At 59.3% G+C, this 13,775-nt stretch carries 14 protein-coding genes; 2 read left to right on the top strand and 12 right to left on the bottom strand.

The window, feature by feature from the left end; translation table 11 throughout:
- Positions 1–3: 3 nt before the first annotated feature.
- Positions 4–612, bottom strand: a complete 609-nt coding sequence (locus ACR0B8_RS14130; protein ID WP_170349940.1) for a GntR family transcriptional regulator — start codon at positions 610–612, stop codon at positions 4–6.
- 273 nt (positions 613–885) lie between these two features.
- Between ACR0B8_RS14130 and ACR0B8_RS14125 the strand changes: the two genes are divergently transcribed.
- On the top strand, positions 886–2,127 hold the full coding sequence (locus tag ACR0B8_RS14125; protein ID WP_170349939.1) for an acyl-CoA dehydrogenase family protein: 1,242 nt from the start codon (positions 886–888) through the stop codon (positions 2,125–2,127).
- 4 nt (positions 2,128–2,131) lie between these two features.
- On the opposite strand, the gene ACR0B8_RS14120 is transcribed toward ACR0B8_RS14125, so the two are convergent.
- From ACR0B8_RS14120 to ACR0B8_RS14110, 3 genes are read right to left on the bottom strand one after another with little or no spacing between them, the layout of a single operon-like run.
- Complete coding sequence (locus ACR0B8_RS14120; protein ID WP_170361762.1) at positions 2,132–2,911, bottom strand: carnitinyl-CoA dehydratase; 780 nt, start codon at positions 2,909–2,911, stop codon at positions 2,132–2,134.
- Positions 2,912–2,914: 3 nt separating this feature from the next.
- Positions 2,915–4,930 (bottom strand): acetate--CoA ligase family protein, encoded by a 2,016-nt coding sequence (locus ACR0B8_RS14115; RefSeq protein ID WP_480658814.1) that lies wholly within the window; start codon positions 4,928–4,930, stop codon positions 2,915–2,917.
- 2 nt (positions 4,931–4,932) lie between these two features.
- Positions 4,933–6,093: an acyl-CoA dehydrogenase family protein gene (locus tag ACR0B8_RS14110; protein WP_170361760.1), complete on the bottom strand. Its 1,161-nt coding sequence runs from the start codon at positions 6,091–6,093 to the stop codon at positions 4,933–4,935.
- Between the two features lie 97 nt (positions 6,094–6,190).
- Here ACR0B8_RS14110 and ACR0B8_RS14105 point away from each other — a divergent pair, with 97 nt between their 5' ends.
- Positions 6,191–7,114, top strand: a complete 924-nt coding sequence (locus ACR0B8_RS14105) for a GlxA family transcriptional regulator (RefSeq protein ID WP_254437246.1) — start codon at positions 6,191–6,193, stop codon at positions 7,112–7,114.
- Between the two features lie 17 nt (positions 7,115–7,131).
- On the opposite strand, the gene ACR0B8_RS14100 is transcribed toward ACR0B8_RS14105, so the two are convergent.
- From ACR0B8_RS14100 to napF, 8 genes are read right to left on the bottom strand one after another with little or no spacing between them, the layout of a single operon-like run.
- Positions 7,132–7,389 (bottom strand): hypothetical protein, encoded by a 258-nt coding sequence (locus ACR0B8_RS14100; RefSeq protein ID WP_170349935.1) that lies wholly within the window; start codon positions 7,387–7,389, stop codon positions 7,132–7,134.
- A gap of 13 nt (positions 7,390–7,402) precedes the next feature.
- The gene (locus ACR0B8_RS14095; RefSeq protein ID WP_170349934.1) at positions 7,403–8,104 is read right to left on the bottom strand and encodes a NapC/NirT family cytochrome c; all 702 of its coding nucleotides are present in this window, start codon (positions 8,102–8,104) and stop codon (positions 7,403–7,405) included.
- Between the two features lie 29 nt (positions 8,105–8,133).
- A complete protein-coding gene (locus ACR0B8_RS14090) occupies positions 8,134–8,571 on the bottom strand; it encodes a nitrate reductase cytochrome c-type subunit (RefSeq protein ID WP_170361759.1) in 438 nt (145 codons plus the stop codon).
- A gap of 12 nt (positions 8,572–8,583) precedes the next feature.
- Positions 8,584–9,501, bottom strand: coding sequence for a quinol dehydrogenase ferredoxin subunit NapH (gene napH / locus ACR0B8_RS14085; RefSeq protein WP_170361758.1), 918 nt, complete (start codon positions 9,499–9,501; stop codon positions 8,584–8,586).
- Positions 9,498–10,316, bottom strand: a complete 819-nt coding sequence (napG, locus tag ACR0B8_RS14080; protein ID WP_170361757.1) for a ferredoxin-type protein NapG — start codon at positions 10,314–10,316, stop codon at positions 9,498–9,500. Before napG ends, napH begins: the two co-directional genes overlap by 4 nt.
- 27 nt (positions 10,317–10,343) lie before the next feature.
- On the bottom strand, positions 10,344–12,836 hold the full coding sequence (gene napA, locus ACR0B8_RS14075) for a nitrate reductase catalytic subunit NapA (RefSeq protein ID WP_170361756.1): 2,493 nt from the start codon (positions 12,834–12,836) through the stop codon (positions 10,344–10,346).
- Positions 12,833–13,126, bottom strand: coding sequence for a chaperone NapD (locus ACR0B8_RS14070; protein ID WP_170361755.1), 294 nt, complete (start codon positions 13,124–13,126; stop codon positions 12,833–12,835). Before ACR0B8_RS14070 ends, napA begins: the two co-directional genes overlap by 4 nt.
- Entirely contained in the window at positions 13,123–13,638 is a 516-nt protein-coding gene (gene napF / locus ACR0B8_RS14065; protein WP_170361754.1) for a ferredoxin-type protein NapF, read from the bottom strand. The genes ACR0B8_RS14070 and napF overlap by 4 nt, the downstream gene beginning before the upstream one ends.
- Between the last annotated feature and the right edge of the window lie 137 nt (positions 13,639–13,775).

Genomic DNA, 13,775 nt, shown 5'->3' with positions numbered 1-13,775 from the left:
CGCCTAGGGCAGGCGGGTCAGGTGGCGCTGCATGACCGAATGCGCCTTGGCCGCATCGCGATCCTTGATGGCAGCCAGAATTGCAGCGTGATCCGGATCGGCGCGCGGTCGCCATTTGGCGGTGTACAGGTTGTTGAAATGCCACGTGTACAGCACTTGCAGGTTCCTGATCTCGTCAATCATGCGCGGCATGTTGCAGGCCGCGATGACGGCCATATGGAAACGCTGATTGGCGTCTTCCCAATCTTCAGCAGTTTGGGCGCTGTCGCAGTCTTCGTGTACCTGTTCGATCTGGGCAATCTGCTGGGCCGTCAGGTTTGGAACGGAATGTAGCAAGGCCACCGGTTCAAGCGCGCGTCGCATCACGCGCAGCTCTTGAATGGCGTTCTGGTCCATTGGCGCCACGCACATACCTCGGCGTGGTACAGCGACGGCCAGTCCTTTTGATGCCAGGTTCAGCAGCGCCTCGCGTACAGTGACCTGGCTGACTCCGAACTCACGCGCGATCAGGTCCTGCCGCAGCTTTTCGCCGGGTTTCAATGCGCCACGGACAATCCTGGTCAACAGTTTCTGCGCAATGTCATCCGATTTTTTGATCTGCTGCTCAGACACCTGAACTCCGTCGCTTTGGTGCTTTGGTCATATGATCAGACGATTATCGCTCTGCAAGGTGATGGGCAACAGGTGATGGTTGTCGTCGCAACAGCTTGGTCGTTAACTCTGCCACGCTTGACGATACAAAACCCGGCAAGTCCTGTAGCAACTCAAGTGACCTCGCGGCAAAAACCGTTGGAAACCAACTGGCAGCTTTCACAAATGCGGTGGGTGCGGATAGGGTACCCCCAGAGGCAACGTAGTGTTGCAACGTTCTGAAAAGGGACCGTCATGGACTTTGCCCCATCGCCACGCGCTGCGGAAATCCGCGAGCAGCTGAAACGCTTTATGCAGGCGCATATCTACCCGCGCATCCGTGCCCATAAGGAAGAGATTGAAGCAGGCAAATTCCCGGTCTCATTCATGGAAGACCTCAAGGCGCTGGCCCGGGCCGAAGGGCTGTGGAACCTGTTCCTGCCTTCCTTGCGCGACGATGAACCCGGCACCCGGCTGAGCAATCTGGAATACGCCCCGCTGGCCGAGTTGATGGGGCAGGTCAGCTGGTCCTCTGAGGTGTTCAACTGCAATGCGCCGGACACCGGCAATATGGAGCTGTTGCACATGTTCGCCACGCCCGAGCAGCGCCAAGAATGGCTGGTGCCATTGCTGAACGGCGAAATCCGTTCGGCCTTTGCGATGACGGAACCGGATGTGGCCAGTTCGGACGCGACAAACATCACCACCTCGATCCGGCGCGAGGGGGATGAATATGTCATCAACGGGCGCAAGTGGTTCATCACCAATGCCTGCCATCCGAACACCAGAATGTTCATTGTCATGGGCAAGACCGATCCCAATGCCGACAGGCATAAACAGCAAAGCATGGTGATCGTGCCCAAAAACACATCCGGCCTGGAGATTGTCCGAAACCCCACGATCCTGAATATGCATGACCCCGAAGGCCATGCCGAGCTGCTGTTCAAGGATGTACGCGTGCCGGTCGGCAATCTTCTGGGCGAAGAAGGCAGCGGGTTTGCTCTGGCGCAGGCGCGGCTGGGGCCGGGACGTATCCATCACTGTATGCGCTCAATCGGGGCCGCAGAGATGGCGTTGTCGCTGATGGTTGAACGCGCGCAAGAACGGAAAACCTTTGGCAAGCAACTATCAGACCAAGGCGTAATCCGGGAATGGATCGCGAAATCGCGGCTTGAGATCGAACAGGCACGTTTGCTGACCCTGCAGGCTGCGTGGAAGATTGACCAGGTGGGCGCCAAGGCGGCGCGGCGTGAGATTTCCCTAATCAAAGTGGTGGCACCCAATGTGCATGCCGCCGTGACCGACCGCGCAATGCAGGTCTTTGGTGCCATGGGGATGACGCCGGATACGCCGCTGGCCGACAGCTATACATGGGCGCGGGCATTGCGATATGCGGACGGCCCGGACGAGGTGCATTTGCAGGCCATCGCGAAACAAGAGATCAAAGAGTCAAACTTCGGGATGTCAGCGCAATGGCTGACTCCGCCGCCGCGCTGAACGCTTACTTTCCTTTCCAGACCGGGTCGCGTTTTTCCGCAAAGGCGCGCGCGCCTTCCAACTGATCTTCGCTGGCATACAGCACATCTACCGTGCGCAACTGGCGCTTGGTGATGCGGTTCATGGCATCCTGGAACTTGCTGTCCTCGGCGTCGCGCACGACCTCTTTGATCGCGGCGTAAACCAGAGGAGGGCCCGAGGCCAGCAGCCGGGCCAGCTCCCACGCGCGATCCATCAACTGATTGGCGGGGATGATTTCGTTCACCAGCCCCCAGCGGTTGGCTTCTTCGGCGTCGAACCAGCGCCCGGTCAGCAGCAGCTCCATCGCGATATGGTAGGGGATACGCTTGGGCAGTTTGACGCTGGCCGCATCCGCAACAGTGCCCGAGCGGATTTCAGGCAGGGCGAATGTGGCATGCTCGGCCGCCAGGATCATGTCGGCTGACAGAGCCAGTTCCAAACCGCCGCCACAGGCGATCCCGTTTACCGCTGCAATCACCGGCTTGTTCAGATCGCGCAGTTCCTGAAGGCCGCCGAACCCGCCAACGCCGTAATCGCCGTCAACTGCATCGCCATCGGCAGCGGCTATCAGATCCCAGCCGGGGCAGAAGAACTTTTCGCCCGCGCCTGTCAGAATGGCGACGCGCAATTCGGGGTCATCGCGAAATTCGGTAAAGACCTCACCCATTCTGCGGCTGGTGATCAGGTCGATAGCATTGGCCTTGGGCCGGTCCAGCGTCACCTCAAGGATCGCTCCGTCGCGTCGGGTTTTGATCGGGTCCATGTCTCAGGCCTTTCTAATCAGGGCATCCACTGCAACCGCCGTGTCGGGCGTGCAGAGAAGCGGGTTAATTTCGACCTCGCCAAGCGTGTCGGCATTTTGCATGACATAGGCCTGAACGGCCTGAATTGCGGTGATGATCGCATCCATATCAGCGGCAGGTTGGCCGCGATAGCCCGCAAGTAACGGGGCTATTTTCAACTTGGCCAGTGCGGCGCGGATATCGTCGGATGTGCTGGGTACCAACAGCGACGCGGTATCGCGTAGCACTTCGGTCAGCACACCGCCTGCGCCCAGCGTCAGGACGAACCCATGCGCCGGATCGCGGACGACGCCGATTAAAAGCTCGACTACGGTACCGGTGATCATCTCTTCGATCAGCACCTCATCCGTCCCGATGTCGGCGGCCACATCGGCTACGTCGTCAACCTGGACGCCAAGGCATACTGCGCCGTGTTCGGATTTATGGGCCAACCCGATGCCTTTGATGGCAAAGGGCGCGGTCATATCCGACGCCGCAGCGCGTGCTTCGTCAGCGCCCCGAACTGTGCGGTTCTGAGGGACGCACAAGCCACACACTTCCAACGCTGATTTCGCCTCGGCCTCGGTCAATGTACGCGTTGCCTCGATCGTGCCGGGCAGGCAAACTACGGCCTCGGCGGGTGCTTTGACCTGACCCGCTGCACGGGTGGCGCTAAGCGCTTCTTGCAGACCCATAAGAGGGGCTACGCCACCGGCCATAAGGTCTTGCGCGATGTCCTGGGGCAGAAGTTCAGGCAGAGTTGCCGCGATAGCGAAACGAGCTCCGGTCTCGGCCCGCACTTTCAGCGCCGCTCGCGATGCGCAGGCCCAATCTGTCGGATCAGTGGTCGGGTAATCGACGATCGAGAAGGTCAGGTCGATATCGTCGCCTGTCATTCCCGACCATGCCCGCGTCATCGCACCCTCATCGCGCCAGATATAAGTGTGGTAGTCTAGCGGGTTATTCAAAGCGACCATCGGACCAAGCGCATCACGCAGTTGGGTTTTCTTGTCGTCAGTCAACTGAGGGAAACTCAGACCAGTGCCAATGGCCATATCGGCGATCAAGCTGGCCTCGCCCCCCGAGCAGCTGATCGAGGCGATGTTGCCACCCGGCAATGGCCCGTAGCAGTGCAACAGTTTCAGCGTTTCCAGGAAATCAGGCAAGGCAGACAGGCGCGGTATGCCCAACCGCTCCAGCAGCGCCTGCGCCCCGGCGTCGCTGCCTGCCAGAGACGCGGTGTGCGACACGGTTGCCGCCTGCGCCTGTTCCGACGCACCGACCTTGAGCGCTATCAGGGGGATGCCCTTTGCATGCGCCTTAGCGGCCAGCGCCTCCCACTGTCGGATATCCTTGAACCCTTCGATATGTAGGCCAACGGCGGTCACGCGCGGGTCGTCGATCAGGGCCGAGGCAATCTCGGCCTGACTGGTTTGCGCCATGTTTCCGCAAGTCACCATATAGGCAATCGGCAGCGCGCGTTTCTGCATCGTCAAGTTGATCGAGATGTTCGAGCTTTGCGTCAAGATCGCAACGCCCTTGTCCACCGGCGTTGCACCATGCTGATCCGGCCATAGCAGCGCCCCGTCCAGCGCGTTGATGAAGCCGTAACAATTCGGTCCCAGAATGGGCATGTCTCCTGCGGCGGCTAGCAACAGCGCCTGCAGGTCCGCGCCCGTGTCATCTTCGGCAACTGCTTCGGAAAAGCCCGAGGCGAAGCATACCGCCCCACCGGCACCGATGGCGGACAGGGTCTGTACCGCCTCAATCGTGGCGTGTCGGTTGATGCCGATGAAAACGGCGTCCGGGGCCTGTGGCAGGTCTTCCAGACGGGCGAAAACTGTGTGCCCTGCGATATCACTTGCCTTGGGATGGACCGGCCAGACTTGGCCGGCATAGCCCATGCGTTCCGATTGCAGGATGACCTGCTGACACCACGCCCCACCGCCGATAACGGCAATAGATTTCGGGCGCAGCAGCCGGTTCAGATCTTTGCTCATCTTCAGGCGCCCAAGGGACGCAGCAGGTCGCGGCTGATGATGTGGCGCTGAATCTCGCTGGTGCCGTCCCAGATACGTTCAACTCTTGCATCGCGCCAGAACCGCTCGATCGGGAAGTCATCCATCAGACCCATGCCGCCGAAGATTTGCAGTGTGGTATCGGTTACCCGCGCCAGCGTCTCGGAGGCATAGAGCTTGGCCGAGGCGATCTCACGGTTCGATGGCAAGTTCTGGTCCAGTCGCCACGCGGCGGCGAGGGTCAGCCAGTCTGCAGCGTCGATCTCGGTGATCATGTCGGCGATCTGAAAGCCGACGCCCTGAAACTTGCCGATGGGTTGGCCGAACTGCTTGCGTTCGGCCGCATAATTCAGCGCATAGTCAAAGCACCGGCGCGCGCGCCCGACTGAAAAGGCCGCGACCGTCAGCCGGGTGGCATAGAGCCACTCATTCATCACCGCAAAGCCGCCGTCGACCTCGCCCAGAACCTGGGTATCGGGCAGGCGGCAATTGTCGAAATACAGGATGTAGTTCTTATAACCCTTGTGGCTGACCGAATTGTAACCCTCTCGCACCTCGAATCCAGGCGTGCCGCGATCCACCAGAAAGGTGGTGATCCGCTTCTTTGGCCCTTTCGGAGTCTCGTCTACGCCTGTTGCGATGAATACGATGAAGAAATCCGCGTGCTCCGCGCCCGAGATGAAGTGTTTTGAGCCATTGACGACCCAGTCTCCACCATCGCGCACGGCCTGACATTTCATGCCCCGCACGTCCGACCCGGCATCCGGTTCGGTCATCGCCAGCGCGTCCATCCTTTTACCACGCACGGCGGGCAGCAGATAGCGTTCGCGTTGATCATCGTTGCAGGCCATCAGGATGTTTTGCGGACGGCCAAAGAAGTGGGTCAGCGCCATGGAACCACGGCCCAATTCACGTTCGACCAATGTGAAATCCAGATGCGACAAACCAGCGCCGCCGACTTCTTCGGGGAAGTTGCAGGCGTAAAAGCCAAGGTCGATACACTTCTGTTTGATCTCTTCGCCCAGCTCTGATGGCACGGTTCCGCTGCGCTCGACCGCGTCTTCGTGGGGGTAGATCTCTTTCTCGACAAAGCTGCGGACCGTTGAAACGATCATTTCCTGTTCTTCTGACAGACCGAATTGCATAGCGCGTGTTCCCTGGCTGGTGGTTGACGAATGAAACGCCACAGGTCACGGTCACGACATGCAAAGTTAGCCGCTTAGTATGCAGAGTTAGAAAAAATTGTCCCAACGCTATAACATTCTGTTGTTTGATGGGTTTTCGAATCACTGCCTCGCCAACATGGTTGAACCGCTGCGGGCGGCCAACTCGTTGTCGCGGCAGACGCTGTATCTCTGGCGATTCTGTTCGTTGGATGGCAAGCCCGTGCAAAGTTCCAGCGGGCTGGTCGTCACGCCGCATGGGGCCTTGCACGATTACAGCGGCGATGTATTGGTCGTGATGCCATCTTACGGCTATTTGTCGCTGGATACCCGTGCCACCACGCGCGCGCTGCTGGCGGCGGCGCGGACCCATCCGCAAGTGGCCGGGCTGGATACCGGCAGTTGGCTACTGGCGCGCGCTGGCTTGCTGGACGATCACCGCGCGACGATTCACTGGGATGAGCTGTCGCGGTTCGAAGAAGCTTTTCCAGCAGTCGACGTTGTGCAGGAACGCTTTGTCATAGACGGCAACCGGTTGACTTGTTCGGGGGCGATGGCGGCCTTTGATCTGGCCTCGGCCCTCATTCGTCGGGATCATGGCCCGCTACTGTCGATGGAGGTAGCCCACCTGCTGATGAGCCGCAGCGCGACCGATCCCTATGCCTTACCTTTGAAATCCGAAGATACGCTGGTCAATCGCGCGTTGACGGTGATGCAGGGGAACATAGAAACACCGCTGACGATCCGGGACGTTGCCCGCAAACTTGGCTGTTCGCAAAAGAAGATCGAGATGCGGGTTCAGGCCGAATTACGCACCACGCCGCAGGCGCTGTATCGGCGCCTGCGGCTGACTATGGCCCGGAAACTGGTCGAGGAGACCGAACAAACCATCGCGGAAATTGCCGGTCGCTGCGGGTATGAAAACGCCGGCGCCATGACCCGTGCGTTCAAGGCCGAATTCGGGCGAACCCCAACTGCATTCCGCAGCGGGGCGCCGAATTGATGCAAAGTTTGGCGAATTCAGACTGTCGCACCCTTGATGCGGATGACCGAACCCAACGTACCTGCGCACAGGCCGATGACGACGGCGATTAACAGTTCGACCATACTGACATTGGCAAAGTTCCAATGGGCGAAGATCACCGTTTCCAGCACGCCGACCACGGCCCCCATCAAGCCGCCCAGCCACAGGCGGCGGGTCATCATGCCAAGCGCAAGGCCCAGAATGCCCGGAAGGCTGATGATGTTGGCCCCGATTGTTCCCAGAAGTTCCAGCATATCGTGCCTCTCTTTAATCCGCGCTCTTGTTCAGAAATGACCGGATCTCATCGCTGCTATCTGCAACCTGATGCGATTGTGCGCCCGTTGTCTCACCGGCCAGCTCATCCGTAACTCTCTGGTATTCCTCAAGGTAATCCGAAGGCAGGCTGTGCGCGATGCCCTGGTGGCAATCGATGCACGTCATGTTGGTGTCGATGGCGCGTTGGTGTTCGGATGCGGCGCGAGTTTCCTGAATGGTGAAATCCATATAGTCGAAGTTGTGGCAATTGCGGCATTCGCGGCTGTCCGACGCCTTCATCTTTTTCCAGACGGCCGAAGCCATGCTCAGACGGTGCGCTTCGTATTTTTCGGGCGTGCTGATGGTTCCGGCCAGTTCGTGATAGACGTCTTTGACGGCCATGATCTTGGCCTTGATCTTGTGGTTCCACTCATGCGGCACGTGGCAGTCGGAACAAATCGCGCGCACACCGGAATGGTTGTTGTAGTGGATCGTTTCGCGATATTCGCCCAGATTGACCTCCATCGTGTGGCACGAGGTACAAAACTCCTCGGTGTTGGTCAGTTCCAGTGTCCAGTGGAACCCACCCCAGAACAGGATGCCGGCCAGAAAGCCCGCTAGGATCAGAAAGCCCGAGCTGAACGCCACGGCCGGTGTCCAGATCCAGTTCCAGAGGCGGCCAATCCAACCGCGTTTTTCGGGGGAGTCTGCCATCTTGGTGCTCCTTTCAGACATGCGTTGGATTAGTTGCCGGACGAGGGTTCAAACACGTTGTCGACCAACGCAGGCGCGTCTGCCTGAGGCACGTGACATTGGTTGCAGAAATAGCGGGTGCCCGCAATGTGATCCAGCTCGTTGCCGTCGCGATCCAGATAGTGGGTCATCGACAGGGTCGGCGCGTTGCGTTCACCTGCCTTGGTCCAGTCGTGGCAGGACAGACACTGATTGGTGCGCACGTCGATTTGGTATTGTTCGATCGAATGAGGAACCAGCGGCGGTTGCTGGCGATAGTTGCGCTGCATGCGCCCTTCGACATTTTTGTGGATCTGATCGAGTGGAATAAGCTCATCCACATCCGCCCCACGCAGGGTTTCCACTTGGGCCGACTGGGCAAGGGCGAACCCGCTCAGGAGCAAAACGGGGATCAGGGCCATTCCGCCTGTCACGATTGATTTTTTCATCTTGGCACTCCCTTAAATAGGTCTGGCTGCGCGCCGGTTGGGCGCGGGAACTGGATCAGAAGGCGCGGCGACATGGTCGTCGAACCGGTGAGTAAAGGTGAAGACATCGACAGCGCATACGTCGATGCAGCGGCCGCAATTGGTGCAGTCCGGGGAAAGGATCAGTGGCGTTGTCCCGGGTTTGCCCTTCAACGCGGGGGATATGATTTGATTTTCTGGGCAGACGGCATAGCAATCCATGCAATCGTCACAGGCCGCCCGGTTTGCGGCGCTGACCCGCAGCAAGCTTTTGCTGCCGATCAGACCATAGAAAGCGCCGACCGGGCAGATATGACCGCACCATCCGTGGCGCGCGACTAACAGGTCAAAGATAAAGATCGCAGCAATCATGGCCCAGACAAAACCCGCGCCAAAAATCAGCCCGCGATGCAGCATGGTGATGGGGTTGATCAGCTCCCAAGCGATCACGCCGGTCAGGCCCGACACGACCAGAACCATTGCCAGCACCCACAGGCGTGTGCTGCGTTTTGGTTGCCAACCTTTCGGCAGGTCCAGTCGCCGGTGCAGCCAATTGGCGGCGTCGGTTACCGGGTTGATTGGGCAGACCCACGAGCAATAGACGCGGCCCCCGATCAGCGCATAGGCGACCAGAACGATTAGCCCGCCGATCAGAGCAGTCAATTCAGGCCAATGCCCGGCAATGATGCTTTGCAATACGATAAACGGATCGGTCAGAGGCAACACGCGTAGGGTCAGGGACCCGGCCAGTGTGCCTTGCACGATCCAGATGCCGAACCAAGGGCCCAGCAGGAACAGGACCAGAAAGAACAACTGGCTGGTACGACGCAGTAGCAGAAAACGATGCGCTCCGATCCAGCCTTTGGCTTCGATCGCTTCGTGACCGACAGGAATATGCGTGCGCGCGCTCATTGGCCTACCCCCGGCAGGTCATATGACGGTGCAAAGCCGCCCGGTGTGGTCAGGTTGTCTGTGCCCGGTCCCGGCAAGCGGTCGGGCAGATCGATCAAGCCGTCCACCAAAGGCCCGCCATGGGCCTCTTTTTCTTCCCAGCCTTTGCGATAGTGGTCGGCCGCGCTGCCCCGCGCCAGTCGTTCCGGCAGAACCTTGATGGCAGCTTCCGGTAGGACACAGCTTTTTTCGCACATGCCGCAACCGGTGCAGCGATCGGCATGCACGGTGGGGATGAACATCGCATGATGGCCCGATCGGGCGTCATGGGCCGCTTCCAGCGTGATCGCGTCATCAATGACGGGGCAGACGCGATAGCAGACGTCGCAGCGCAGGCCCTGAAAGTTCAGACAGTTCTCCTGATCGACCAAAACGGCAACGCCCATTTTCGCGTCGTCGATATTGTCCAGCCCCGGGTCCAGCGCACCTGTGGGGCAAGCGGCAACGCAGGGAATGTCGTCGCACATCTCACACGGCACATTGCGCGCCGTGAAATAGGGGGTGCCGGTGGCCACGGCATCCACCCCAAGTTCGGCCAGTTTCAACGTATCGTAAGGGCAGTCCCGCACGCACAGCCCACAACGGATGCAGGCCGACAGGAACGCCTCCTCAGGCAGTGCGCCGGGTGGACGCAGTGCCTCGGCCGGTAACGCACGGGCATCACGGGCCAGCCAGGCCAACAAAGACCCTGCGACCACGCAGCCGCCTGCCGCGCGCGCCGAATCCTGCAGGAAACGGCGCCGTTGCGGCGAGAGGGGGGTACCAGCCAGAGACATGGGGGCTACCTTTGCGATCCGGGCCGGTTACGCGCGCTCGACCTTGCAGGCGCACTTTTTATAGTCGGTTTCTTTCGACAGTGGGCAGGTCGCGTCCAGCGTCAGTTTGTTGGTCAGCTGGTGTTCGTCGAACCACGGCATGAAGACCAAACCGCGCGGCACCTTGTTGCGTCCGCGGGTTTCGACCCGGCTGGTAACCTCGCCGCGGCGAGTGGACAGAACGATCTCTTGCCCGCGGCGCAGACCCCGATCCTTGGCGTCCTGCGGATGCATGTAGACGACAGCGGATGGGAAGGCGCGGTGCAATTCAGGCACCCGGCGGGTCATCGAGCCCGAGTGCCAATGTTCAAGCACACGTCCCGTAGACAACCACAGATCAAATTCTTCATCCGGCTCTTCTGCCGCGGGTTCGTAGGGCGCAAAGATGATCTTGGCCTTGCCATCCTTGTGGCCGTAGAATTTTACGTCAGCCCCTTCGGGAACATACGGGTCAAAGCCTTCGCGGAAGCGGTATAGCGTTTCTTTGCCATCCACGACCGGCCAGCGCATGCCGCGTGCCTGATGGTACATTTCGAACGGAGCCAGATCGTGCGCATGGCCGCGCCCGAATTCAGCGTATTCTTCGAATAGGCCTTTCTGAACGTAGAACCCAAAGTGCTCGGCGTCGTCGTTGTGGAACCCTTCCGCTGTCTCGGACAGCGGGAACTGATCCACCTTACCGTTGGCATAGAGCACGTCGAACATGGTCTTGCCGCGATGCTCGGGCATCTTGGCCAGCAGTTCTTCGCCCCAGACCTCTTCAACCGTGAAGCGTTTGGAAAATTCCATAAGTTGCCACAGGTCGGACTTGGCCTCACCAGGGGCCTGCACCTGCTGTCGCCAGAACTGGGTGCGGCGTTCGGCGTTGCCATAGGCGCCTTCCTTCTCGACCCACATGGCGGTAGGCAGGATCAGGTCGGCAGAAACGGCGGTGACCGTCGGATAGGGGTCAGAGACAGTGATGAAGTTTTCGGGGTTGCGATAACCGGGATAGCCTTCTTCGTTGATGTTGGGCGCGGCCTGCATGTTGTTGTTGCACTGCACCCAATAGGCGTTCAGCTCACCATCTTTCAGCTTGCGGTGCTGCAAAACAGCATGGAAGCCCGGTTTGGGCGGAATGGTACCTTCGGGGATGTTCCACGCAGTTTCGCAAATCTCGCGGTGTTCATCATTCGCCACCACCATGTCGGCGGGCAGGCGGTGGGCAAAAGTGCCGACTTCGCGTGCAGTTCCGCAAGCCGATGGCTGACCTGTTAGCGAGAAGGGCGAGTTGCCCGGTTCGGAAATCTTACCCACCAGCAGATGGACGTTGTACATCAGCGAGTTTACCCAAGATCCGCGGGTGTGCTGGTTGAAACCCATAGTCCAAAGGCTCATGACCTTGCGGGTCGGGTCCGCATATTGCTGCGCGAGCTTCTCGAGCTTATCCGCCGGAACGCCCGACAATTCCGAGGTGTATTCCAGCGTATAGGGCGCAACCGCTTCGGCGTATTCTTCAAAGCTGATGCTCTCAAGCGCGCCAGAGTTCGGGTTTTCTGCCTCTTGTTGCAGCGCGTTGGTTTCTCGCAGGCCATAGCCGATATCGGTGGCAGTCTTCGTGATGTTGACGTGATTTCTGACGAAATACTCGTTCACCGCGTTGTTCTGGATGATGTAGTTCGCGATGTAATTTAGGATCGCCAGATCGGTCTGTGGTTCAAACACGATGCCGTTGTCTGCCAGTTCGAACGAACGGTGTTCGAAGGTCGACAGCACGTGGACTTCACATCCCGGCTTGGTCAGGCGCGTATCGGTCAGGCGCGACCACAGGATCGGGTGCATCTCGGCCATGTTCGAGCCCCACAGCACAAAAGTGTCCGCGTGTTCGAAATCGTCATAACAGCCCATCGGCTCATCAATGCCGAATGTGCGCATGAACCCGACAACGGCGGATGCCATACAGTGCCGCGCGTTGGGGTCGATATTGTTAGACCGGAATCCGGCTTTCATCAATTTGGAGGCGGCATAGCCTTCCCAGATTGTCCACTGACCCGAACCGAACATTCCAACACTGGTTGGACCCTTCTTGGCCAGGGCCTCTTTCCACTTGGCGGCCATGACGTCGAAGGCTTCGTCCCAGCTGACCGGCTCGAATTCACCGTTCTTGTCGTATTCGCCGTTGGTCTTGCGCAGTAGCGGCGTGGTCAGACGGTCCTTGCCGTACATGATCTTGGACAGGAAATAGCCCTTGATGCAGTTCAGGCCACGGTTTACCGGCGCGTCCGGGTCGCCTTGCGTGGCCACCACACGGCCGTCCTTGGTGCCGACCAGCACCGAACATCCGGTACCGCAGAACCGGCAGGCCGCCTTGTCCCAGCGGATATCGGGGGCCCCGGCCTGCGCGTTGGCCTGACCGGTGGCCAGAGGAATGCCAGCGGCTGATGCAGTGGCAGCGGCCGCTGAGGCCTTGAGAAAAGTCCGGCGAGATTCTGAAGTAGTCATAGCGTGAGCCTCCGGCTGGTGGTTTGGCTTGGGGCATCGGGATGCGGGGTAGCCTCCGCAAGATCCTCGAAATGGTGATAGGTCAGCGTCAGTGAGACCACTCCGGGGATCTGATGCAGATCCATGATGATCTCGGACGCCAGGTGATCGGATGTGTCTTCGACGACGACGACGAAACGGCCGTCTTCGGCCTGGGCATGCACCTCGACGCCTGGTGTGTCGCGCATCGTTTGCGCCGCGGCCTCAGCTTGGTCAGGGACGATATGTACAAGGCAACCGCAAATATTCATTGTATCGCTTCCGTTTTAGATGTGGGCTGACGGTCAAGCGCGATGGCATTGACAGGGCAGGAGGGCACGCAAGCACCACACCCAACGCAGGTTTTGGCATCCAGTGAAGGCTCGGCCAGACCGCCCAGTTGCAACCTGAAGCGGATGGCATTCTGTTCGCAATTATCCTGACATACGCGGCAGCTGACCCCGTTCATGGACAGGCAAGAGGATGTCTCAATCGCCGCGCGCCAGGGCCAGTCCGGCAGGCGTTCGATTTGCAACGCGTCTGTCGGGCAGACCGTGGCGCAATCGCCGCAAAAGGTGCAGGGGTTTTCACTGGGCTTAAACACGGGGAAACCGTCCTGACCGACGACAATCACCGTTTCCTGACAGGCGTCGACGCAGTCGCCACATTTGGTGCAGTGATCCAGGAAACCCGGCACATGTGATCCCGGAGGACGGACAATGCTGCTGTCCTCCCGACATACTTTGGCGCTTAGAAACGCCCGACGACTGGTCATCTGGCTCATTTGGCTGGACTGTACGCGCTTGATTCCCTTACTAGGTTATCCCAATAGCGTTTCCGAATGTGATGAATCTTGATCCAGATCATTATTGAAACATTTATTTTTCGCCTTTTCGCCAGTCACCTGACAGTTGAAGGTGT

Source organism: Ruegeria sp. BH6, assembly GCF_056538105.1.
The sequence above is the reverse complement of the archived record's forward strand: the minus strand, read 5'-3'. Positions and strand labels throughout refer to the sequence as shown.